This is a genomic window from Pseudomonas sp. E1BtOHC1, assembly GCF_058744285.1.
This window is the reverse complement of the sequence record NZ_CP196023.1, coordinates 2,730,546-2,753,513: the sequence shown is the minus strand read 5'-3', so window position 1 is coordinate 2,753,513 and position 22,968 is coordinate 2,730,546. Positions and strand designations below refer to the sequence as shown.

Annotated in this window: 21 protein-coding genes; 2 read left to right on the top strand and 19 right to left on the bottom strand. The window is 58.7% G+C overall.

What is annotated here, in order from left to right; genetic code table 11:
- Window positions 1–82 precede the first annotated feature (82 nt).
- The 4 genes from ACSSVC_RS12640 to ACSSVC_RS12625 all read right to left on the bottom strand — a co-directional run bounded on the left by ACSSVC_RS12640 (window position 83) and on the right by ACSSVC_RS12625 (window position 3,803).
- Window positions 83–811 carry a dienelactone hydrolase family protein gene (locus ACSSVC_RS12640; protein WP_346631940.1) on the bottom strand — a complete coding sequence of 243 codons (729 nt, stop codon included), beginning with the start codon at window positions 809–811 and terminating at the stop codon, window positions 83–85.
- A 71-nt stretch (window positions 812–882) separates the two neighbouring features.
- Window positions 883–2,787 (bottom strand): molecular chaperone HtpG, encoded by a 1,905-nt coding sequence (gene htpG, locus ACSSVC_RS12635; RefSeq protein WP_346631941.1) that lies wholly within the window; start codon window positions 2,785–2,787, stop codon window positions 883–885.
- A 90-nt stretch (window positions 2,788–2,877) separates the two neighbouring features.
- A complete protein-coding gene (locus ACSSVC_RS12630) occupies window positions 2,878–3,330 on the bottom strand; it encodes a PaaI family thioesterase (RefSeq protein ID WP_346631942.1) in 453 nt (150 codons plus the stop codon).
- Window positions 3,327–3,803 (bottom strand): PaaI family thioesterase, encoded by a 477-nt coding sequence (locus ACSSVC_RS12625; RefSeq protein WP_492612340.1) that lies wholly within the window; start codon window positions 3,801–3,803, stop codon window positions 3,327–3,329. The genes ACSSVC_RS12630 and ACSSVC_RS12625 overlap by 4 nt, the downstream gene beginning before the upstream one ends.
- 158 nt (window positions 3,804–3,961) lie before the next feature.
- On the opposite strand from ACSSVC_RS12625, the gene ACSSVC_RS12620 reads away from it, so the two are divergent.
- Complete coding sequence (locus tag ACSSVC_RS12620) at window positions 3,962–4,213, top strand: hypothetical protein (protein ID WP_016968094.1); 252 nt, start codon at window positions 3,962–3,964, stop codon at window positions 4,211–4,213.
- 117 nt (window positions 4,214–4,330) lie between these two features.
- Here ACSSVC_RS12620 and ACSSVC_RS12615 read toward each other — a convergent pair whose 3' ends face one another.
- From ACSSVC_RS12615 to sdhC, 12 genes are all read right to left on the bottom strand, one after another.
- The gene (locus ACSSVC_RS12615) at window positions 4,331–4,801 is read right to left on the bottom strand and encodes a hypothetical protein (protein ID WP_346631944.1); all 471 of its coding nucleotides are present in this window, start codon (window positions 4,799–4,801) and stop codon (window positions 4,331–4,333) included.
- A 51-nt stretch (window positions 4,802–4,852) separates the two neighbouring features.
- Complete coding sequence (locus tag ACSSVC_RS12610; protein WP_346631945.1) at window positions 4,853–5,590, bottom strand: DUF599 domain-containing protein; 738 nt, start codon at window positions 5,588–5,590, stop codon at window positions 4,853–4,855.
- 169 nt (window positions 5,591–5,759) lie between these two features.
- On the bottom strand, window positions 5,760–7,073 hold the full coding sequence (gene brnQ, locus ACSSVC_RS12605) for a branched-chain amino acid transport system II carrier protein (RefSeq protein ID WP_346631946.1): 1,314 nt from the start codon (window positions 7,071–7,073) through the stop codon (window positions 5,760–5,762).
- 462 nt (window positions 7,074–7,535) lie between these two features.
- Window positions 7,536–8,417: a succinate--CoA ligase subunit alpha gene (gene sucD, locus ACSSVC_RS12600; protein WP_003223019.1), complete on the bottom strand. Its 882-nt coding sequence runs from the start codon at window positions 8,415–8,417 to the stop codon at window positions 7,536–7,538.
- Window positions 8,417–9,583 carry an ADP-forming succinate--CoA ligase subunit beta gene (gene sucC / locus ACSSVC_RS12595; RefSeq protein WP_009047768.1) on the bottom strand — a complete coding sequence of 389 codons (1,167 nt, stop codon included), beginning with the start codon at window positions 9,581–9,583 and terminating at the stop codon, window positions 8,417–8,419. Before sucC ends, sucD begins: the two co-directional genes overlap by 1 nt.
- 229 nt (window positions 9,584–9,812) lie before the next feature.
- The gene (gene lpdA / locus ACSSVC_RS12590; protein ID WP_346631947.1) at window positions 9,813–11,249 is read right to left on the bottom strand and encodes a dihydrolipoyl dehydrogenase; all 1,437 of its coding nucleotides are present in this window, start codon (window positions 11,247–11,249) and stop codon (window positions 9,813–9,815) included.
- Window positions 11,250–11,351: 102 nt separating this feature from the next.
- Window positions 11,352–12,572, bottom strand: coding sequence for a 2-oxoglutarate dehydrogenase complex dihydrolipoyllysine-residue succinyltransferase (gene odhB, locus ACSSVC_RS12585; protein ID WP_492612339.1), 1,221 nt, complete (start codon window positions 12,570–12,572; stop codon window positions 11,352–11,354).
- Between the two features lie 42 nt (window positions 12,573–12,614).
- Complete coding sequence (locus ACSSVC_RS12580) at window positions 12,615–15,446, bottom strand: 2-oxoglutarate dehydrogenase E1 component (RefSeq protein WP_346631949.1); 2,832 nt, start codon at window positions 15,444–15,446, stop codon at window positions 12,615–12,617.
- A 263-nt stretch (window positions 15,447–15,709) separates the two neighbouring features.
- The gene (locus tag ACSSVC_RS12575; RefSeq protein WP_011060051.1) at window positions 15,710–16,414 is read right to left on the bottom strand and encodes a succinate dehydrogenase iron-sulfur subunit; all 705 of its coding nucleotides are present in this window, start codon (window positions 16,412–16,414) and stop codon (window positions 15,710–15,712) included.
- A gap of 12 nt (window positions 16,415–16,426) precedes the next feature.
- A complete protein-coding gene (gene sdhA, locus ACSSVC_RS12570) occupies window positions 16,427–18,199 on the bottom strand; it encodes a succinate dehydrogenase flavoprotein subunit (protein WP_102878886.1) in 1,773 nt (590 codons plus the stop codon).
- Window positions 18,200–18,202: 3 nt separating this feature from the next.
- Window positions 18,203–18,571, bottom strand: coding sequence for a succinate dehydrogenase, hydrophobic membrane anchor protein (sdhD, locus tag ACSSVC_RS12565; protein ID WP_011060049.1), 369 nt, complete (start codon window positions 18,569–18,571; stop codon window positions 18,203–18,205).
- On the bottom strand, window positions 18,565–18,951 hold the full coding sequence (gene sdhC / locus ACSSVC_RS12560; protein ID WP_015634665.1) for a succinate dehydrogenase, cytochrome b556 subunit: 387 nt from the start codon (window positions 18,949–18,951) through the stop codon (window positions 18,565–18,567). Before sdhC ends, sdhD begins: the two co-directional genes overlap by 7 nt.
- Window positions 18,952–19,301: 350 nt before the next feature.
- On the opposite strand from sdhC, the gene gltA reads away from it, so the two are divergent.
- Entirely contained in the window at window positions 19,302–20,591 is a 1,290-nt protein-coding gene (gene gltA / locus ACSSVC_RS12555) for a citrate synthase (protein ID WP_011060047.1), read from the top strand.
- A gap of 43 nt (window positions 20,592–20,634) precedes the next feature.
- Here gltA and ACSSVC_RS12550 read toward each other — a convergent pair whose 3' ends face one another.
- The 3 genes from ACSSVC_RS12550 to ACSSVC_RS12540 form a co-directional block, all read right to left on the bottom strand.
- Complete coding sequence (locus ACSSVC_RS12550) at window positions 20,635–20,823, bottom strand: hypothetical protein (protein ID WP_492612338.1); 189 nt, start codon at window positions 20,821–20,823, stop codon at window positions 20,635–20,637.
- Window positions 20,824–20,920: 97 nt separating this feature from the next.
- The gene (locus ACSSVC_RS12545) at window positions 20,921–22,579 is read right to left on the bottom strand and encodes a cation acetate symporter (RefSeq protein ID WP_346631950.1); all 1,659 of its coding nucleotides are present in this window, start codon (window positions 22,577–22,579) and stop codon (window positions 20,921–20,923) included.
- Window positions 22,576–22,887 (bottom strand): DUF485 domain-containing protein, encoded by a 312-nt coding sequence (locus ACSSVC_RS12540; protein ID WP_253125219.1) that lies wholly within the window; start codon window positions 22,885–22,887, stop codon window positions 22,576–22,578. The genes ACSSVC_RS12545 and ACSSVC_RS12540 overlap by 4 nt, the downstream gene beginning before the upstream one ends.
- Window positions 22,888–22,968: the final 81 nt, after the last annotated feature.

The window sequence follows — 22,968 nt, the reverse complement described above, 5'->3', positions numbered from 1 at the left end:
ACGAACAGGCCTGTGAGTCTGGCGTTGCTCTCACTGACGCCTTCGCTGGCAAGCCAGCTCCTACGGGATCAGGGTCGGTGGGTCAGCCGCTAAAGACTTCGTCCAGCAGGTAATGCATGGTGGCGAAGGCCCGCGCCGAGGTCTTGGCGTCGTACATCATCTTGCCCGGTACATTGGCGTGGGTATCGGTGAAGGAGTGCACCGCACCGCCATAGCTGACCAGTTGCCAGTCCACACCCGCCGCATCCATTTCCGCCTCGAAGGCCGGCAGTTGCTCCTTGGCGACCAAAGGATCAGCCGCGCCATGCAACACCAGCACCGAGCCCTTGATGTTCTTCGCGTCAGCAGGGTTGGGGGTGTCCAGAGTGCCGTGGAAGGAGGCCGCAGCTTTCACCGGCGCACCGCTGCGGGCCAGCTCCAGGGCGCAGCAGCCGCCAAAGCAGAAACCGAAGGTGGCCAGCTTCGAGCTGTCCACGGCAGCCTCGGTCTGGCTCTGCAAGGCGCTGAACGCCGCTTGCATGCGCTTGCGCAACAACGCCCGGTCATCCTTGAGAGGCATCATCGCTGCACCGGCCTGGTTGGCGTCGCTGGGACGTACCGCCTGCCCATACAGATCAGCAATCAGTACCACGTAGCCCTTGGCCGCCACCGCCTCGGCGATCTTCTGCGCACCGGCGCTGACACCCATCCAGTTAGGCGCCATCAGCAACCCCGGACGAGCGCCCTGGTGGGCGGCATCGAAGGCCAGTCGACCTTCATAGGGCTGGCCATCGATCTGATAGACCACGGAACGCACTGTGATTTGACTCATGACTCATCTTCTCCAGTAGGGGGACACCAGAATGAAAAAACCCGCCGAAGCGGGTTTTTCTTGCAACGTGGTTAAACCGACAGTTCAACCAGCAGCTTGTTCAGTCGGCGCACATAGGCCGCCGGGTCTTTCAAGCTGTCACCGGCCGCCAGGGCCGCCTGATCGAAGAGGATGTGCGACAGGTCGCCAAACCGCTCCTCGCTCTGCTCGCCGTCGAGTTTCTCGATCAGCGGATGGCTCGGGTTGAATTCGAAGATCGGCTTGGAGTCCGGAACCTTCTGCCCGCTGGCTTCAAGGATCTGGCGCATTTGCAGCCCCAGGTCCTGCTCGCCGATGGCCAGGATCGCCGGCGAATCGGTCAGGCGGTGGGAAACCCGTACTTCACTGACGCTCTCGCCCAGGGCGGTCTTGATCCGCTCAACCAGGCCTTCCTTGGTCTTGGCAACTTCCTCGGCAGCCTTCTTGTCCTCTTCCGAGTCCAGATTGCCCAGGTCCAGATCACCACGCGCCACGTCGACAAAGCTCTTGCCGTCGAATTCGTTGAGGTAGCTCATCAGCCACTCGTCGATACGGTCGGTGAGCAGCAGCACTTCGATGCCTTTCTTGCGGAAGACCTCCAGATGCGGACTGTTCTTCACCTGGGCGTAGGATTCGCCGGTGAGGAAGTAGATCTTGTCCTGACCTTCCTTGGCACGAGCCAGGTAGTCGGCCAGGGACACATTCTGCTCGCCGTCGTCGCCCTGGGTGGAGGCAAAGCGCAACAGACCGGCGATCTTCTCCTTGTTGGCGAAGTCTTCGGCCGGGCCTTCCTTCATCACCTGGCCGAAGTTCTTCCAGAAGCCCTTGTATTGCTCAGGCTCGTTCTTCGCCAGTTTTTCCAACATGTCGAGGACGCGCTTGGTCAGTGCCGATTTCATCGAATCGATGATCGGATCTTTCTGCAGAATTTCCCGCGAGACGTTCAGCGACAGGTCGTTGGAGTCCACCACGCCTTTGATGAAACGCAGGTACAGCGGCAGGAACGACTCAGCCTGATCCATGACGAATACGCGCTGCACGTAGAGCTTGAGGCCCTTCGGCGCTTCGCGCTGGTACAAGTCGAATGGTGCGCGCGCCGGAACATAAAGCAGCGAGCTGTATTCAAGCTTGCCTTCAACCTTGTTGTGGCTCCAGCTCAGCGGGTTCTCGAAGTCATGGGCGATGTGCTTGTAGAACTCCTGGTATTCCTCGTCCTTGATCTCGGTACGCGGACGGGTCCACAGGGCACTGGCGCGGTTGACGGTTTCCCACTCCAGCGCAGGTTTCTCTTCGCCTTCAGCGGCAGCGGCTTCTTTGGGCAGCTCGATCGGCAGCGCGATGTGGTCGGAATACTTCTTGATGATATTGCGCAGGCGCCAGCCATCGGCGAACTCGTCCTCACCGGACTTCAGGTGCAGAACGATGCGGGTACCGCGCTCGGCCTTGTCGATGGTCGCAACTTCGAACTCGCCTTCGCCCTTGGACGACCAGTGCACGCCTTCGCTGGCGGGCAGACCGGCACGACGGCTGAACACTTCAACCTGGTCGGCAACAATGAACGCGGAGTAGAAACCCACGCCGAACTGACCGATCAGGTGCGAGTCCTTCTTCTGGTCACCGGTGAGGTTCTTCATGAAATCGGCGGTGCCGGACTTGGCGATGGTCCCCAGGTGGGTGATCACATCTTCACGGCTCATGCCGATACCGTTGTCTTCGAGGGTGACGGTTTTCGCGTCCTTGTCGAAGCTCACACGGATTTTCAGTTCGGCGCCACCTTCCAGCAACTCAGGCTTGGACAGGGCTTCGAAGCGCAATTTGTCGACGGCGTCAGAGGCGTTCGAGATCAATTCGCGAAGGAAGATTTCCTTGTTGGAATACAGCGAATGGATCATGAGGTGCAGCAGTTGCTTCACCTCGGTCTGGAAGCCCAGGGTTTCCTTTTGAGTTTCCACACTCATGGTCATCAAACTCCAATCAGATGGCTGTGGCCGCGTTCCGGAAGCGGAGGGCGGCGGGATGACATGAAAGTGGGGGTCGCTCGCAGGATTTCAAGGGGCAAGACTCTCTTCGATCTTGAAATGTGCCCTGGCGGTAGCAATTGGCTCATCGGCGGTGCTCTGCCAGGCCGTGATCGCGACATTGGCCACCCTCCTCCCCTGCCGGCACACCTGACAGCGAGCGAAGGTGTCGCGAAACTGCCCGGCACGCAGGTAGTCCAGGGAAAAATCGATGATCTTCGGCACCCCGGGCGAGCCGGTGAGAATCAGCAAATGCAAGGCCGCCGCCAACTCCATGAAACCGGCGATCACCCCGCCGTGCAGGGCCGGCAGCAGGGGGTTGCCGATATTGTCCTTATTGGCCGGCAGGCGAAACAGCAGCTCATCGCCCAGTGGCGTGCACTCGATGCCGATCAATTTGGCGTAGGGAATCTGCTCCAGCAACGCGCTGTAATCGCCCTGCTGGCGAACCTGATTCAACAGCGCTTGAAGGTCCACGCTCATGCCCGCTCCCCCTTGAGGGAGTTGACGAACCCGCGGCTGCCCTTGAGACCTTTGCCCATGCGCATGAAGGTACCGACCACGTGCGCCACCGGGCGTTCGGGATCGTCCTGGTAGGCAAAGCCACGGGTGAAGATCACATCGGTGGTGACCCGGTAACACTGGGCAAAACCGTGCACATCGTGATGAGGCACTGCCGGATGCATATAGTCTATGCGCAGGTCCAGGGTCGGACACACCTCGAACTCCGGCAGCACGCACAAGGTAGCCATGCCACAGGCGCTGTCCATCAGCGTGGTCAGGGCACCGCCATGAATGATCCCGGTTTGCGGGTCACCGACAATCTGCGGGCTATAAGGCAAGGTCAGGGTCATGCCTTCTACAGAGGCGCTGTGCACCCTGATATCCAGCACCTGACAGTGGCGCAGGGCGGAAAGAAAGCGTGTCGCACGCTCGAAAATTGGGTTGTGCACCATGGCTAATGCCTCTTGTTATTGTCAGGAATGTGCATTGAATGAAGCAGACAAAAGTTCCGTGAAACGAATACTTAATATATCTGTGAGCCTCAAGGAACTTAAATCACAAGGCCATGATCGAAAGGCCAGTAGATATCTTCACTAAGGAGAAACACCCCATGCGTAAGACTTTAGCTATTGCCCTGATGCTGACCGCTTCCCTCGGTCTGGCTGCCTGCGACAAAAAATCCGAGGACAAAGCTCAAGATGCCAATCAACATGCTGAGCAAGCTCAACAAAAAATGAACGAAGCTCAGGATAAAGTGAACGAGGCAGCGAAAGAAAACGCCGAAGCCGCCAAAGATCAGGCTGAATCCAACAAGGCCGCTGCTGAAGAAAGCGCCAAGGAAGCAGCACCTAAAACCAACTAAGTCGGTTTTAGCGCAACACAAAAAAGCCCGCCAAGTGCGGGCTTTTTCTTGTCCGCAAAACAGCGGCTCGATACAACTGTGCTTAGTTGTCGAATATCTAACTAAGCACAATGAAGCTCAATATCCTGACTCCAGGAACAACTCGTCCTGACGCGGCTCTGCCTGCAACGGCTGTCCTGCCTCTCCATTGTCTGAAGACTCCAACGCATAGTGCAAGGAACTGGATGCGGGCAACAGCCTGATGGGAAAGTCGTAGTGGGCGGTAAAGGGTGCCAACCACTGGCGAGTCTGGTAATCGACTGCGGTGATACTCATGTAGCAAGGGTGCGGAGTGTCCTGGGGCCCACGGCCGGCCAGCACCATCACCAGCTCCCAGTCGGTTGCCTGCTCGACCTGGAAGCGTCCGTCGTCGCCAGTCAGGAACTGCGCCCCACACAAGGCGCCCTTGGCCCCGGCGACTGGTCTGCCGCTCAATGCATCCACCACCTGGCCCCGCGCTTCGCCATTCAGATACAGGGTTTGCACCCGGCAGCCCGACAACAACATGAATGACAAGCACAGCCACATCAGGGCGCGCGGATTGTTCATTGGCCAACTCCTTTTAACCGGGCAACAGATCAATCGATAAGTTCTCCCCACTCAAACTGCGTCTTTGGGGCTATCGGCCAAAGGCGGTTCTGTCGGGGTATAGACCATGACGTCAAGTACATCGGAATGAAACTCCCGCTGGTACAGGACAAATACCACGCCTGCACTCATCAGCATGAACAACCAGGGGCTGACGAACCAGGCCAGCATGGTCATGCCGAAATAGTAGGAACGCAGACCGAAGTTGAACTGGTTGGCCGCCATGGAAATCACCCGGGCTGCCCGCGAAGCAAACGCCTTGCGCTCCTGCTCGGAGACATGTCGCTCACCGATCATCGGCGCCGACCCCACCAAGACTGCGGCGAAGTTGTATTGGCGCATGCACCAACTGAACGTGAAAAAGGCATACACGAACACCAGCGCCAGGCACAGCAACTTGATCTCCGACATGCCCTGAGAGGCCTGCTGGACCATCGGAATGTCCGCCAGCAGCGACACCGCACGCTCCGATGCACCGAGCACAGTGAGGATGCCTGCCAGGATGATCAAGGTACTGGAGGCGAAGAACGAAGCGTTGCGTTCCAGGTTGCCGATCACACTGGCGTCGGCGATACGGTTGTCCCGCAGCAGCATGCGGCGCATCCAGTCCTCGCGGTACAGGTGCAGGACACTGGCCAGACAGGCCGTGTCCCGGCCCTTCCAGGAGGCGTAACGGGTATAGCCGCCCCAGCAGACGACGAACCATAGAGCGGCCAGTAGGTGAATCAGGTTGGCTTGGACGAACGACATGCAAATTCCTGTAAGGCGTTGGCAAAAGACAAGGACACTGCTTCGACGCCACGCCGAGGAAAAAGACACCGCCCAAGCCCCATAAAAAATGCCCCGTATCGATGGATACGGGGCATTGTTCTTGGCACTCAGGGACCGCTTGTGGCGGTCCCGATCCATCAGCGGCGGATCAAGCCAGGGCTTCGGCCGGCTTGCCCAGAATACGGTCGAAGATCACCGCAACCGCCAGGATGATCACCGAAGGCACCAGCCAGGCCAGACCTTGCTCGCTCAACGGCAGGTGGGACAGCTGGCTAGGCAAGCCATCGGCCAGGCCGGCCCCCTTGAGCGCATCGATCAGACCGAACACGAAAGACACCAGCATCACCGGACCAACGATGCGCCGCTGGTCCCGCCAGAAGTCTTTGCAGAAGCTCAGGGCCACCAGGGCAATGCACGGCGGATAGATGGCGGTCAGCACCGGGATCGAGAAGGCGATCAGCTTGGTGAGGCCAAGGTTCGACACCAACAGCGAGAAGACCGCGAGGATCACTACCAGAGTCTTATAGGACAATGGTGTTACCCGGCTGAAATACTCGGCGCAGGCACAGGTCAGGCCCACGGCGGTCACCAGGCAAGCCAGGGAGATCAGTACCGCGAGGAAACCGCTGCCCAGGGAGCCAAAGGTGTGTTGTACATAGGCATGCAACACCGCCGCGCCATTGGTGGCACCAGCAGCCACTTCATGGCTGCCCGAACCGAGACGGAACAGACTGACATAAACCAGCGCCAGGCCGACCCCGGCGATCAGGCCGGCGATCACCGCATAGCGAGTGATCAGTCGAGGCGATTCGACCCCGCGCGAACGAATGGCGTTAACGATGACGATGCCGAACACCAGGGCGCCCAGGGTATCCATGGTCAGGTAGCCATTGATGAAGCCCTGGGAGAATGGTGCAGCAACGTACTCGGGCGTGGCCTCGCCGATGGTGCCGGCCGGCAAGGCAAACGCAGCGATGCCCAGCACTGCCAGGGCAATGATTTTCAGCGGTGCCAGGAAACGGCCAACGGTATCCAGCAGACGGCCCGGATACAGGGAGATGAAGAACACCAACAGGAAGTAGGCCGAGCTGTAGAGGAACAGTGCCAGCGGGCTCTCGCCGGTCAGTGGCGCCAGGCCCACTTCGAAGGACACGGTGGCAGTGCGCGGGGTGGCGAACAAAGGCCCCACTGCCAGGTAGCAGACGGCGGCCAGCACACCACCGGCGACTTTACCGATAGGACTGCTCAGGGCATCCATCGCGCCCCCGACCTTGGCCAGGGCGACCACGGTGATCACTGGCAGACCGACTGCCGTGATCAGAAAACCCAGCGCCGCCATCCAGACATGGGGTCCGGACTGCAAACCGACGATAGGAGGGAAAATGATGTTGCCAGCCCCGACGAACAGGGCAAAAGTCATGAAGCCGAGTGCCAGAATGTCCTGGCCTTTCAACACTTTCATTAAGGAAATACCACACTACTGAATCGGAATTTAGAGAGGGATTTCCCTTATGGGTGAGGGAAATGCTGTCAATCCGTATAAGACTGACCCGTTTAGCGCGCAGTTACCTTGTGGGCAGCAGACGCAAAAAGAGGCGGGTAGCCTACCGAATCTCCAAGACGAACGCACCGGCGCAGTGCGAATTTTCTGATATGCGACATTGGGATGTCGCATTTTCGAAATTATATTTCCATCGGGCTTAATCCCATCCCCGCACACCGGCCGGCATGCTGGGAGCCGAACCGTATAGAAACCGAATTGGCTAAGCGCGGCTTGTGTAGGAGCTGGCTTTCCAGCGCAGCCCTCCCCCAAGGCTGCATCGGACCTGAAGGCTTTTCGCCGGCAAGCCGTCCCCTACGCCAGAAAGCACAAAGGCCACCCGAAGGTGGCCTTTGCTGGTTTTGCGTCAGCTAAGCGCGAGGCTTACTTGACAGCCCAACCGGTCAGCTCGGCCAGGGCCTTGCCGATGTCTGCCAGCGAACGCACGGTTTTTACACCTGCGTCTTGCAGAGCAGCGAATTTCTCGTCTGCAGTGCCTTTGCCGCCAGAGATGATTGCGCCAGCATGGCCCATGCGTTTGCCCGGAGGAGCAGTCACACCAGCGATGTAGGAAACAACCGGCTTGGTCACGTGAGCCTTGATGTAGGCAGCCGCTTCTTCTTCAGCCGAACCGCCGATCTCACCGATCATCACGATCGCTTCGGTCTTCGGGTCTTCCTGGAACAGCTTCAGGATGTCGATGAAGTTGGAACCTGGGATCGGGTCACCACCGATGCCGACGCAGGTGGACTGACCGAAACCGGCGTCAGTGGTCTGCTTCACAGCTTCGTAAGTCAGGGTGCCGGAACGGGAAACGATACCGACCTTGCCTGGCAAGTGAATGTGACCTGGCATGATGCCGATCTTGCATTCGCCTGGAGTGATCACGCCTGGGCAGTTAGGGCCGATCAGGGTAACACCCAGCTCGTCGCACTTAACTTTAGCGTCCAGCATGTCCAGGGTAGGAATGCCTTCGGTGATGCAGACGATCAGCTTGATGCCGCCGAAAGCAGCTTCCAGGATCGAGTCCTTGCAGAAAGGAGCCGGAACGTAGATCACGCTGGCGGTGGCGCCAGTGGCAGCTACAGCGTCTTTCACGGTGTTGAACACTGGCAGACCCAGGTGCTCGGTGCCGCCTTTGCCAGGAGTTACGCCACCAACCATCTTGGTGCCGTATTCGATGGCTTGCTGGGTGTGGAAACTACCTTGCGAACCGGTAATGCCCTGGCAGATAACTTTGGTGTCTTTATTGATCAGGACGCTCATTATTTGCCCTCCGCAGCTTTGACAACTTGTTGAGCAGCGTCGGTCAGGCTGGTAGCAGCGATGATGTTCAAGCCGCTTTCTGCCAGTACTTTAGCGCCCAGTTCAGCGTTGTTGCCTTCAAGGCGAACAACAACCGGGATTTTCACGCCGACTTCTTTCACGGCGCCGATGATGCCTTCGGCAATCATGTCGCAGCGAACGATGCCGCCGAAGATGTTGACCAGTACTGCAGCGACGTTGGTGTCGGACAGGATGATCTTGAAGGCTTCGGTCACACGCTCTTTGGTAGCACCACCGCCCACGTCGAGGAAGTTGGCTGGCTTACCGCCGTGCAGGTTGACGATGTCCATGGTACCCATGGCCAGGCCGGCACCGTTGACCATGCAGCCGATGTTGCCTTCCAGGGCTACGTAGTTCAGTTCGAACTTGGCAGCGTGCGCTTCGCGCGGATCGTCTTGCGACGGATCGTGGAAAGTCTTCAGCTTAGGCTGACGGTACATGGCGTTGGCGTCGATGTTGATCTTGGCGTCCAGGCAGTGCAGATCGCCGTCAGCCTTGATCACCAGCGGGTTCACTTCCAGCAGGGCCAGATCGTGATCCTGGAACAGTTTGGCCAGACCAACGAAGATCTTGGCGAACTGGGCAACTTGCTTGCCTTCCAGACCCAGCTGGAAAGCCAGCTCGCGACCCTGGAATGGCTGAGCGCCAACCAGTGGATCGATAGTGGCTTTCAGAATTTTTTCTGGAGTGTCGTGAGCGATTTTCTCGATGTCCACGCCACCTTCGGTGGAAGCCATGAACACGATGCGACGGCTCGAACGGTCAACGACAGCGCCCAGGTACAGCTCTTTAGCGATATCAGTGCACGATTCAACCAGGATCTTGGTGACAGGCTGGCCATTGGCATCAGTCTGATAGGTCACCAGACGCTTGCCCAACCACTGCTGAGCGAATGCCTTAGCGTCTTCTTTGCTGCGAACCAGCTTAACGCCGCCCGCTTTACCGCGACCACCGGCGTGAACCTGGGCTTTGACAACCCACTCGGAGCCGCCGATTTTGTCGCAAGCTTCTGCTGCTTCTTCCGGGGTGTCTACCGCGTAGCCTTTGGATACTGGCAGGCCGTATTCAGCGAACAGCTGCTTACCCTGATACTCGTGAAGATTCATGCTTTTTACCGTCTTCGTTAGGTACTGCGCATTCGGCGCTGCGCTCAAGATTGAGTGCCGCACCACCTGTGACCGCTACTCTCAAACCAGCGCCACACCTGAACCCGGAGCCTGGGCCCCGGTCCAGTGTGTGGCGCTACCCTGAGAGGTCGAGTCCAGCGGATATTCCGCGGTGAGTCTTGCGCACAAGGCTCACGACGGGCCAACCGCCGTGGTTTCTTATTATTGCTTAGCGTTTCTTGCGGTTGGCAATGTGGATGGCAGTGCCATTCACAGCCAGAGCTGCTTCGTGCAGGGCTTCGGACAGGGTCGGATGGGAGAAAACCATCATGCCCAGGTCTTCGGCGCTGGTGCCGAATTCCATGCCGATCGCACCTTGCTGAACCAGTTCCGCAGCGCTTGGGCCAATCACGTGGACGCCCAATACGCGGTCAGTCTTGGCATCGGCGATGACTTTGACGAAACCGCCGGTGTCGTTGGCTGCCATGGCACGGCCGCTGGCGGCAAACGGGAAGGTGCCGACGTTAACTTCAACGCCTTCAGCTTTCAAGGCCTGCTCGGTTTTACCGACCCATGCAATTTCCGGGTGAGTATAGATAACCGAAGGGATCAGGTCATAGTTCATCTGGGCTTTGTGGCCCTTGATGCGCTCGGCAACCATGATGCCCTCTTCCGAGGCCTTGTGAGCCAGCATCATGCCGCGCACCACGTCACCGATGGCGTAGACGCCCGGTACGGTAGTAGCGCAGTGATCGTCAACGTGCACAAAACCGCGCTCGTCGAGGGTCACGCCGCAGTCGGCGGCCAGCAGATCGGTGGTCACCGGACGGCGACCAACGGCTACGATCAGCTTGTCGAAAGTGATGGTCTGTTCGCCGTTGGCATCGGTGTAGGTCACTACGACTTCTTCGCCGTTGACCTTGGAGCCGGTCACGCGAGCGCCCAGCTTGATGTCCAGACCCTGTTTGGTCAGGGTTTTCAGCGCTTCCTTGGAGACAGCGGCATCAGCGGCCATCAGGAAGGTGTCGAGGGCTTCCAGGACGGTCACTTGCGCGCCCAGGCGCGACCAGACCGAACCCAGCTCCAGACCGATCACGCCAGCGCCGATCACGCCCAGACGTTTTGGTACGGATTGGAATTCCAGAGCGCCGGTGGAGTCGACGATGACATTCTGATCGACCGGAGCCGGTGGAATGTCGATTGGACGTGAGCCTGGAGCCAGGATGACGTTTTCGGCTTCGATGACTTCAACCGAACCGTCAGCCTTGGTGACTTCGACTTTCTTGCCAGCCAGCAGTTTGCCGTGGCCCTGAATCGAGGTGACGCCGTTGGCTTTGAACAGGGTGGCAACACCGCTGGTCAGGCCTTTGACGATGTTGGCCTTGCGACCCACCATGGCCGGTACGTCCATGGTCACGCCAGCATGGTTGATGCCGTGGATGGCAAAACCGTCCTGGGCTTCGTGGAATTTCCAGGAGCTGTCCAGCAGCGCCTTGGAAGGAATGCAACCGACGTTCAGACAAGTACCACCGAGGGCCAGCTTGCCCTCTTTATCGGTGTACTTCTCGATGCAAGCGGTGGTGAAACCGAGTTGTGCGGCCTTGATTGCGGCGACATAACCGCCTGGGCCCGCGCCAATCACTACCACGTCGAATTTCTGAGTCATAAAAAGGTTCCTTTTAACGGCAAGCTAGAAGCCGCAAGCCGCAAGCTGGAGCCTCCGGCCCTGAGGGCCCGAGGCGAATCGCTTACAGCTTGCAGCTGCTTTTTAGATGTCCAGGAGCAGACGCGCTGGGTCTTCCAGCAGGTTCTTGATGGTCACCAGGAACGTCACGGCCTCTTTACCGTCGATCAGACGGTGATCGTAGGACAGCGCCAGGTACATCATCGGACGGATTACCACCTGACCGTTGATTGCCATAGGACGTTGCAGGATGTTGTGCATGCCCAGGATCGCTGCTTGCGGCGGGTTAACGATCGGGGTCGACATCATCGAACCGAAGGTACCACCGTTGGTGATGGTGAAAGTACCACCTGTCATCTCTTCCATCGACAGCTTGCCGTCGCGGGCCTTCTTGCCGAAGGTGGCGATGCCGCCTTCGATTTCAGCCAGGCTCATCAGTTCGGCGTTGCGCAGAACCGGAACCACCAGGCCACGGTCGCTGGACACCGCAACACCGATGTCGGCGTAGCCGTGGTAGACGATATCGGAACCGTCGATCGAAGCGTTGACCGCAGGGAAACGCTTCAGCGCTTCGGTGGCAGCCTTGACGAAGAACGACATGAAGCCCAGGCGTACGCCGTTGTGGGACTTCTCGAACAGGTCCTTGTACTTCGAACGCAGGGCCATGACTTCGGTCATGTCGACTTCGTTGAAGGTGGTCAGCATTGCCATGTTCGATTGAGCTTCAACCAGACGCTCGGCAACCTTGGCACGCAGGCGTGTCATAGGTACGCGCTTCTCGACGCGATCGCCGGCAGCGAAGACTGGAGCAGCAGCGGCTGGAGCCGGAGCCTTGGCAGGCGCGGCAGCCGGAGCGGCTTTCTTGGCGGCAACAGCAGCCACCACGTCTTCCTTGGTCACACGACCGCCTTTGCCGGTGCCGGCAACGGAAGCGATGTTGATGCCGTTCTCTTCAGCCAGCTTGCGCGCGGCTGGAGCAGCGATTGGATCGTCTTCGCCTTCAGCGGCAGCGGGGGCAGCAGCAGCAGCGGCCGGAGCGGCAGCAGCAGGAGCAGCGGCAGCAGCTGCGCCTTCAACGATGGAGCCCAGAACTTCGTCGGACAGAACGGTGTCGCCTTCGTTCTTGACGATAGCGCCCAGTACGCCGTCAGCGGTGGCCAGAACTTCCAGCACAACCTTGTCAGTCTCGATGTCGACGATCAGTTCGTCGCGCTTGACGGCCTCGCCCGGTTGTTTGTGCCAGGTGGCAACGGTGCCATCGGCAACCGATTCCGGGAAAGTGGGGGCTTTGATCTCGATAGCCATTATCTGTGGTTCCTTAAATTCGGTTTCAGGTGCGCGAAGGCGTTAAACAGTGAAGGCATCTTGCAGCAGTTTTTCCTGCTGCTCAGCGTGCATCGATGCGTAACCACAAGCTGGGGCAGCAGAAGCGTCACGGCCCGCGTACTCGAGTACGAGCGACTTGTTGTGACCGCTGATGATGCGACGCATGTGATGCTGGCTGCAGTACCAGGCACCCTGGTTCATCGGCTCTTCCTGACACCAAACGATGTGTTTGAGGTTTTTGTACGGAGCCAGGACTTCGATCAGGTCGTCCTCAGGGAATGGGTACAGCTGCTCGATACGCACGATGGCGATGTCGTCACGACCTTCGGCACGGCGTTTTTCCAACAGGTCGTAGTAGACCTTGCCGCTACACAGAACGATGCGACCCACGTCTTTCGGATCCTGGGCATCGATTTCCGGAATAACGGTCTGGAACGAACCTTCCGCCAGATCTTCCAGGGTCGAGATGGCCAGTTTATGACGCAGCAGCGACTTCGGTGTCAGCACGACCAGAGGCTTGCGCAGCGGACGAATCACCTGACGGCGCAGCAAGTGGTAGATCTGAGCCGGCGTGGTCGGTACGCACACCTGGATGTTGTGCTCGGCGCACAGCTGCAGGTAACGCTCCAGACGAGCCGAGGAGTGCTCAGGGCCCTGACCTTCATAACCGTGTGGCAGCAGCATGGTCAGACCGCAGAGACGGCCCCACTTGTGCTCGCCGCTGGTGATGAACTGGTCGATCACCACTTGGGCACCGTTGGCGAAGTCGCCGAACTGGGCTTCCCAGATCACCAGCGCGTTAGGCGTGGTGGTCGAGTAGCCGTATTCGAATGCCAGTACCGCTTCTTCCGACAGGAAGGAGTCGTACAGGTCGAAGCGCGGCTGACCGTCGAACAGGTGCTGCAGCGGGATGTAGGTGCTGGCATCTTTCTGGTTGTGCAAAACCGCGTGGCGGTGCGAGAAAGTACCGCGGCCGATGTCCTGGCCGGTCATGCGGATCGGGTGACCTTCGAACGCCAGGGTCGCGTACGCCATGGTTTCGGCGTAACCCCAGTTGATCGGCAGGCCGCCGGCTTGCATTTTCTGACGGTCTTCGTAGATCTTCGCGACCTGACGCTGAACCACGAAGCCTTCTGGCAGCTCCAGCAGCTTGGCGGACAGTTCCTGCAGGGTCTTGAGATCGAAGGTGGTGTCGTGACGTGCGGTCCAGGTGTGGCCCAGGTACGGGCGCCAGTCCACGAACAACTCTTTGTTCGGTTCCTTGACCAGGCTCTTCACTACGTGCAGACCGTTGTCCAGCGCATTGCGGTATTCGTCGACTTTCGCCTGAACACGCTCTGCGTCGAGCACACCGCTCTGGGTCAGACGATCGGCATACAGCTCACGGGTGGTGCGCTGCTTGGTGATCTGCTGATACATCAGAGGCTGGGTGCCGCTCGGCTCGTCGGCCTCGTTGTGGCCGCGACGACGGTAGCAGACCAGGTCGATTACCACGTCGCGCTTGTACTGCATGCGGTAGTCGATGGCCAGCTGGGTCACGAACAACACGGCTTCCGGATCATCACCATTCACATGGAGGATCGGCGCCTGGATCATCTTCGCAACGTCGGTAGCGTACTCGGTGGAACGCGAGTCCAGCGGGTTGCTGATGGTGAAACCAACCTGATTGTTGATCACGATGTGCACAGTGCCGCCGGTACGGAAACCGCGGGTCTGGGACATCTGGAAGGTTTCCATCACCACGCCCTGACCGGCAAATGCCGCGTCACCGTGGATCGAGATCGGCAGAACCTTGTCGCCGGTCTGGTCGTTGCGACGATCCTGACGGGCGCGCACCGAACCTTCGACCACTGGCGAAACGATTTCCAGGTGGGACGGGTTGAACGCCATGGCCAGGTGAACTTCACCGCCGGCAGTCATCACGTTGGACGAGAAGCCCTGGTGATACTTAACGTCACCGGAACCCAGCTCGACCTTCTTCTTGCCTTCGAACTCGTCGAACAACTCGCGCGGGTTCTTGCCGAAAGTGTTGACCAGCACGTTGAGACGGCCACGGTGGGCCATGCCGATCACGACTTCCTTGGTGCCGTAGGAACCTGAACGCTGGATCAGTTCGTCGAGCATCGGAATCAGGCTCTCGCCGCCTTCCAGACCGAAACGCTTGGTGCCCGGGTATTTGGTACCCAGGTATTTTTCCAGGCCTTCGCCGGCGGTGACGCGCTCGAGCAGGTGGCTCTTGATGTCGGCGGAATAGGTCGGACGGCCGCGTACGCTTTCCAGACGCTGCTGGAACCACTGACGCTGCTCGGAATCGGTGATGTGCGTGAATTCAGCGCCGATGGTGCGGCAATATGTCTGCTGCAACGCTTCGTGAATTTCGCGTAGGCTCGCTTCCTCTTTGCCGATGAACAGGTCGCCGGCACGGAAGGTCGTATCAAGATCGGCATTGGTCAAGCCGTAATGATTGATCGACAGGTCTGCAGGTGCAGGACGCTGCCACAGCCCCAGCGGGTCCAGCTGGGCTGCCTGGTGGCCACGCATCCGATAGGCCTGGATCAATCGCAGCACTTCAACTTGCTTCTTCTCGTGCTCACTGCTCACGCTCCCGGCGGATACCGGTTGGGCGCGGCGCTGGTTCTTTGCCAGCAAGACGAAATGATCGCGAATTGTCGAGTGCGAAACATCGATGGCAGTGCTGCCGTCGGTAGGCAACTTCTGAAAGTAAGTGCGCCACTCTTCTGGCACAGCGTTAGGGTCGTGCAGGTAGAGCTCGTAGAGCTCTTCCACATAGGCAGCGTTACTACCGGATAGGTAGGCGCTGTTCCACATGCGCTGCATCACGCTTTCTTGCATGCTTGGTCACCCTCGGTTAGGGGAACACCACCGGCGAAGACACCGAGCAAGCTTGCAGAAGTCCGAATGCAGCGACCAAAACAAGCCACTTAGGATCACGCTGATAGTCCGGGTACCAGCCCGGATGCCCCTGCTTGTCTCATTTCTTCAAAAATAAGAGCAGCCACTTTGTGAGCTGCTGCTCAGGTTAGAGCCATGACGCGGGTTGAAGCCCGCGCCTTGGCTTTTACGGGTACAGCGGTCCTACGGGTACAACAGCTGAATCACACGCCACTCTGCAGCAACATGTTACGAATGTGACCGATGGCCTTAGTCGGGTTCAGACCCTTCGGACAAACGTTGACGCAGTTCATGATCCCCCGGCAGCGGAATACGCTGAACGGGTCATCCAGGGAAGCCAGACGCTCGGACGTCTTGGTATCACGGCTGTCTGCCAGGAAGCGATAGGCTTGCAGCAGAGCAGCTGGACCCAGGAACTTGTCCGGGTTCCACCAGAAGGACGGGCAAGAGGTCGAGCAGCAAGCGCACAGGATGCACTCGTACAGACCGTCAAGCTTCTCGCGCTCTTCCGGAGACTGCAGACGCTCGATGGCCGGAGCCGGCGTATCGTTCTGCAGGAATGGCTTCACCTTCTCGTATTGCTTGTAGAAGATGCTCATATCGACGACCAGGTCACGGATAACCGGCAGACCTGGCAGCGGACGAACAACCAGCTTGTTCTTCTTGACCACGGCGGACAGCGGCGTGATGCACGCCAGGCCGTTCTTGCCGTTGATGTTCATGCCATCGGAACCGCAAACGCCTTCACGGCAGGAACGACGATAGGAGAAACCCTCGTCCTGCTCTTTGATCAGCGCCAGCACGTCCAGCACCATCAAGTCCTTGCCACCGGTGTCGACCTGGAAAACCTGGGTTTTCGGAGCCGAGTCGGTGTCAGGGTTGTAACGATAAACTTCAACTTGCAACATATCGATCACCCTTTAGTAAGTCCGGACTTTTGGTTCGAAAGTCGGAACAGTCTTCGGCGAGAAGTTGACCGCACGCTTGGCAACGCGCTTCTCACCCGGGAAGTACAGGGTGTGGCACAGCCAGTTTTCGTCGTCACGGTCTTCAAAGTCTTCACGGGCGTGAGCGCCGCGAGACTCTTTACGCACTTCGGCAGCGATGGCAGTGGCTTCAGCCACTTCCAGCAGGTTCTGCAGCTCAAGTGCTTCGATACGCGCAGTGTTGAAAGCTTGAGACTTGTCGTTGATCTTGACGTTGGCGATACGCTCGCGCAGCTCAGCCAGCTGAGCAATACCCTTCTGCATGTATTCGCCGGTACGGAATACACCGAAGTAGTTCTGCATGCAGTTCTGCAGCTCGCGGCGCAGGGTTGCGACGTCTTCACCGGTGGTGCGCTCATTGAGCTTGGCCAGGCGGTTCAGAGCAACGTCGACGTCGGTGTCGCTGGCATCGCGGTATTCGATACCGTCGGTCAGCGCTTTTTCCAGGTGCAGGCCAGCTGCACGACCGAACACCACCAGGTCCAGCAGCGAGTTGCCGCCCAGACGGTTGGCGCCGTGAACCGATACGCAAGCCACTTCACCCACTGCGAACAGGCCAGGGATGATGGTGTCTTCGCCAGCAGCGTTCTGAGTGATCGCCTGACCATGAATGTTGGTGGCGACGCCGCCCATCATGTAGTGGCAGGTTGGAACGACCGGAACCGGAGCAACGACCGGATCAACGTGTGCAAAGGTCTTGGACAGTTCGCAGATACCAGGCAGGCGGCTGTGCAGCACTTCCTCACCCAGGTGATCGAGCTTGAGCATCACGTGATCGCCATTCGGACCACAGCCGTTGCCGGCGATGATTTCCTTGACCATGGAGCGCGCTACAACGTCGCGACCAGCCAGGTCTTTGGCGTTCGGGGCATAACGCTCCATGAAACGCTCGCCGTGCTTGTTGATCAGGTAACCGCCTTCACCGCGGCAGCCTTCAGTCACCAGTACACCGGCGCCGGCGATGCCGGTCGGGTGGAACTGCCACATTTCGATGTCTTGCACAGGAACGCCGGCACGCAGCGCCATGCCTACACCGTCACCGGTGTTGATCAGCGCGTTGGTGGTGGAAGCGTAGATACGACCAGCACCGCCGGTAGCCAGAACGGTGGCCTTGGAGCGGATGTAGGTGGTTTCGCCGGTTTCGATGCAGATAGCGATCACGCCGACAAAGGCGCCGTCCTGGTTCTTGACCAGATCAACCGCGTACCACTCGTTGAGGAACGTGGTACCGGCTTTCAGGTTGCCCTGATAAAGGGTGTGCAGCAGCGCGTGACCGGTACGGTCGGAAGCTGCGCAGGTACGAGCAGCCTGGCCGCCCTTACCGTAATCCTTGGATTGACCACCGAAAGGACGCTGATAGATACGACCGGTTTCGGTACGGGAGAACGGCAGACCCATGTGGTCCAGCTCGAAGACCGCAGCCGGGCCTTCCTGACACATGTATTCGATAGCGTCCTGGTCACCGATGTAGTCGGAGCCCTTGACGGTATCGTACATGTGCCAGCGCCAGTCATCGTTCGGGTCCGCCGAGGCGATCGCGCAAGTGATGCCGCCCTGGGCAGACACAGTGTGCGAACGGGTCGGGAACACCTTGGTGATCACTGCAGTCTTGTGGCCGCCCTGGGCCAGCTGCAGTGCGGCACGCATGCCGGCGCCGCCGCCGCCAATGATGATGGCGTCGAAAGAAATGGTTGGAATGTTAGCCATGAATCAGATACCCCAGAGAATCTGCACACCCCAGACGAAGTAAGCGAACATCGCAACGCCGCATACTGCCTGGAAAAGGAAACGTACTGCTGTCGCCGACTTGCCCAGCGCCATCGGCGTCAGGTAGTCAGTCGAGATGGTCCACATGCCGACCCAGGCGTGAGCGCCCAGGGCCACCATGGCCAGCAGACTGAAGATACGCATCCAGTTGTTTGCGAACAGGCCATGCCACTGGGTGTAGTCAATGCCCGGATTCGCTACGAGGTATCCAATCAGGAAAATGAAATAAGCCGCGAGAACGACCGCAGACACACGCTGTGCCATCCAGTCATAAAGGCCCGAACGCGACAGGTTCGTAACGCTGGTTACCATATCCAAACTCCCGCCAGAACGATTACCACCACGGATACGGCGATAACGATTTTCGAGCCCAGCTTGCCGCCTTCCAGCGTCTCACCGATGCCCATGTCCATAATCAGATGGCGTACACCGGCCACCAAGTGATACAGCAAGGCGGACAGGAGGCCCCACGCAACGAATTTGGCCAGCGGACTGGTCAAGCACGCCTTCACCTCGGCATAGCCTTCCTCGGAGCCCAGGGATTTGCTCAATGCGTAAAGCATGATGCCGATGCCCAGGAAGAGGATGATGCCGGAAACACGGTGAAGAAACGACGTAACGCCGGTGATGGGGAGTTTGATGGTCCTTAGGTCTAGGTTTACAGGTCGTTGGCTATTCACGGCTTTTTTCACACTGAAGAGCCCCTAACAATCAGGGCAAAGTTGTTGGGGAGTGCACTGGTCAGGTAACCACTACCCAGGGAGTGCGACCCCCAATAAAGCGGGCCCAGAAGCCTACGGAGGTCGGTGGCCGAGTATAGACAGTTAGGCTACTAATGACAACGCAAACACCTTCCCCTAATAGCTGATTGCGTTAGCCTTATAAAAGGCGTAAATGGCAGTGAATTTCGCTAAAAAATCCCTCCCAAAGCCTTCTGGGACAAGACTTTAGGCAAATTGACATTCAGATTTATCTCACTATAGTGGTGCGGGCCCTGCGTGGGGGGTCTGTCTGATGATTTCAAGCATAAATAGGAGGCCACATGGCTGACAAAAAAGCGCAGTTGATCATCGAGGGCGCAGCCCCCGTCGAGCTGCCCATTTTAACCGGCACCGTTGGTCCCGATGTAATTGATGTTCGGGGCCTGACGGCCACGGGCCGCTTCACTTTTGACCCGGGTTTCATGTCGACCGCCTCCTGCGAGTCGAAAATCACCTATATCGACGGCGACAACGGCATTCTGTTGCACCGCGGCTACCCGATCGAACAACTGGCTGAAAAGTCGGACTATCTGGAAACCTGCTACCTGCTGCTCAACGGTGAATTGCCCACCGCCGAACAGAAAGCCCAGTTCGTCAGCACCGTGAAGAACCACACCATGGTTCACGAGCAGTTGAAGAGCTTCTTCAACGGTTTCCGCCGCGACGCCCACCCAATGGCGGTGATGTGCGGCGTAGTGGGTGCACTCTCGGCGTTCTACCACGACTCCCTGGACATCAATAACCCGCAGCATCGCGAAATCTCCGCTGTGCGCCTGGTAGCCAAGATGCCGACCCTGGCAGCGATGGTTTACAAGTACTCCATGGGTCAGCCGATGATGTATCCGCGCAACGACCTGTCGTACGCGGAAAACTTCCTGCACATGATGTTCAACACCCCGTGCGAGATCAAACCGATCAGCCCGGTGCTGGCCAAGGCAATGGACCGGATCTTCATCCTCCACGCCGACCACGAACAGAACGCCTCGACTTCCACCGTACGCCTTGCCGGCTCTTCGGGTGCCAACCCGTTCGCCTGTATCGCTGCCGGTATCGCCGCGCTCTGGGGCCCTGCCCACGGCGGTGCCAACGAAGCCGTGCTGACCATGCTCGACGAAATTGGCGATGTATCGAACATCGACAAGTTCATCGCCAAGGCCAAGGACAAGAACGATCCGTTCAAACTCATGGGCTTCGGCCACCGCGTGTATAAAAACCGCGACCCGCGCGCCACCGTGATGAAGCAGACCTGCGACGAAGTACTGAAAGAACTGGGCATCAACAACGATCCTCAGCTCGAACTGGCCATGCGCCTGGAAGAAATCGCCCTGACCGATCCGTACTTCATCGAACGCTCCCTGTACCCGAACGTCGACTTCTACTCGGGGATCATCCTCAAGGCGATCGGCATTCCGACCAGCATGTTCACCGTGATCTTCGCCCTGGCGCGTACCGTCGGCTGGATCTCCCACTGGAAAGAAATGCTCTCCAGCCCTTACAAGATCGGCCGTCCTCGTCAGCTGTACACCGGCTACGAATCGCGCGACATCACCAAGCTGGAAGACCGCAAGTAAGACCTGCCTTGCGCACACGTCTTAGCTGCACCGGATACGGCCTCTAACAGAGGTCGTATTTGTTTCTGCCCTCCTCCTCCTCCTCCTCCTCCTCCTCCTCCTCCTCCTCCTCCTCCTCCTCCTCCTCCTCCTCCTCCTCCTCCTCCTCCTCCTCCTCCTCCTCACGACACGACACGGCGCCAATACACCCGTAGGAGAGGCCCTCCAGCCCCACACACACCACCACCACCACCACCACCACCGACAGGCAAAAAAAATGCCCCGGTCTCTCGACCAGGGCATTTCGCTACTACACCGCCTCTATATAGAAGCCGCTACACAGGACCCACTCAGTGCGACACCGCCCCACTGGCGCCCAGGCCGGTCTGCGAACGCACGAACTGCGGGAAGAACAAGGCCCGCTCATTGGCCGCCGAAGCCGACTTGTCAGTGATGGAGAAGAACCAGATACCGACAAAGGCAATGATCATCGAGAACAGCGCTGGGTACTCGTACGGGAAGATCGCCTTCTCATGATGCAGGATCTGCACCCAGATGGTCGGGCCGAGAACCATCAATGCCACGGCGCTGACCAGACCCAGCCAGCCGCCAATCATGGCGCCACGGGTGGTGAGCTTCTTCCAGTACATGGAGAGCAGCAGCACCGGGAAGTTGCAACTGGCTGCGATGGAGAACGCCAGGCCCACCATGAACGCAATGTTCTGGCTTTCGAAGAGAATCCCCAGGCCGATGGCCAGCACGCCCAAGGCCACGGTCGTGATCTTGGAAACGCGAATCTCATCCTTGTCGTTGGCCTTGCCCTTCTTGATCACACTGGCATAGAGGTCATGAGACACCGCCGAAGCACCTGCCAGGGTCAGGCCTGCCACTACCGCCAGAATGGTGGCGAAGGCCACCGCCGAGATGAAGCCGAGGAACACGCTGCCACCCACCGCATTGGCCAGGTGCACCGCCGCCATGTTGTTGCCACCCAGCAAGGCGCCTGCGGCATCCTTGAAGGCCGGATTGGTGCTCACCAGCAGGATTGCGCCAAAGCCGATGATGAAGGTCAGGATGTAGAAGTACCCGATGAAGCCAGTGGCGTAGAGCACGCTCTTACGGGCTTCCTTGGCATCGCTCACAGTGAAGAAGCGCATCAGGATGTGCGGCAGGCCGGCAGTACCGAACATCAGCGCAAGCCCCAGGGAGAACGCCGATATCGGGTCCTTCACCAGACCGCCAGGGCTCATGATCGCCTCACCTTTGGGGTGAACCTTGATCGCCTCGGAGAACAGGGTGTTGAAATCGAAGTTGACGTGTTTCATCACCATCAGCGCCATGAAGGACGCACCGGACAGCAGCAGCACCGCCTTGATGATCTGTACCCACGTGGTGGCCAGCATGCCGCCGAACAGCACATACAGGCACATCAGGATCCCCACCAGGATCACCGCCACATGGTAGTCGAGACCGAACAGCAACTGGATCAGCTTGCCGGCCCCTACCATCTGCGCGATCAGGTAGAACGCCACCACCACCAGCGAACCACAGGCCGATAGGGTGCGGATCTGAGTCTGCCCGAGGCGATAGGACGCCACGTCAGCAAAGGTGTACTTGCCCAGGTTACGCAGGCGCTCGGCGATCAGGAACAGAATGATCGGCCAGCCCACCAGGAAACCGATGGAGTAAATCAGTCCGTCATAGCCGGAGGTGAACACCAGCGCGGAGATCCCCAGGAAGGACGCCGCCGACATGTAGTCACCGGCAATCGCCAGGCCGTTCTGGAAACCGGTGATCTTGCCACCGGCGGCGTAATAGTCGGCAGCCGACTTGTTGCGCTTGGAGGCCCAGTAGGTGATGCACAAAGTGGCGCCGACGAAGACCACGAACATCGCAATCGCCGAGACGTTGAGGGGTTGCTTGTGGACTTCACCGGTCAAAGCGTCTGCGGCCCAGAGGGCGGGAGCGAAAGCGGCAAGACCGAGTGCTGCGAATAGACGTCGGATCATTGCTGAGCCTCCTTCAGGATCGCATTGTTCAGGTCATCGAACTCGCCGTTGGCGCGTCGCACATAGATGGCCGTCAGGATGAAGGCCGAGACAATCAAGCCGACACCAATGGGAATGCCCCAGGTGATGGATGAAGTTGGACTGAGTTTGGCGCCCAGGATCTGCGGACCGTAAGCGATCAACAGAATGAAGCCCGAGTAAAGCCCAAGCATGATCGCCGAGAGAATCCAGGCGAACCGCTCTCGCTTACTGACCAGCTCCTTGAAACGCGGACTGTTTTGAATCGAGAGGTAAATGCTGTCGTTCATTGTTTTTATCCTCGCAGCACAGATTTTAGGTAGAACCTAATCCACTCTATGCGGCTGTGAGGCAGGTTCCAGACGACCTTA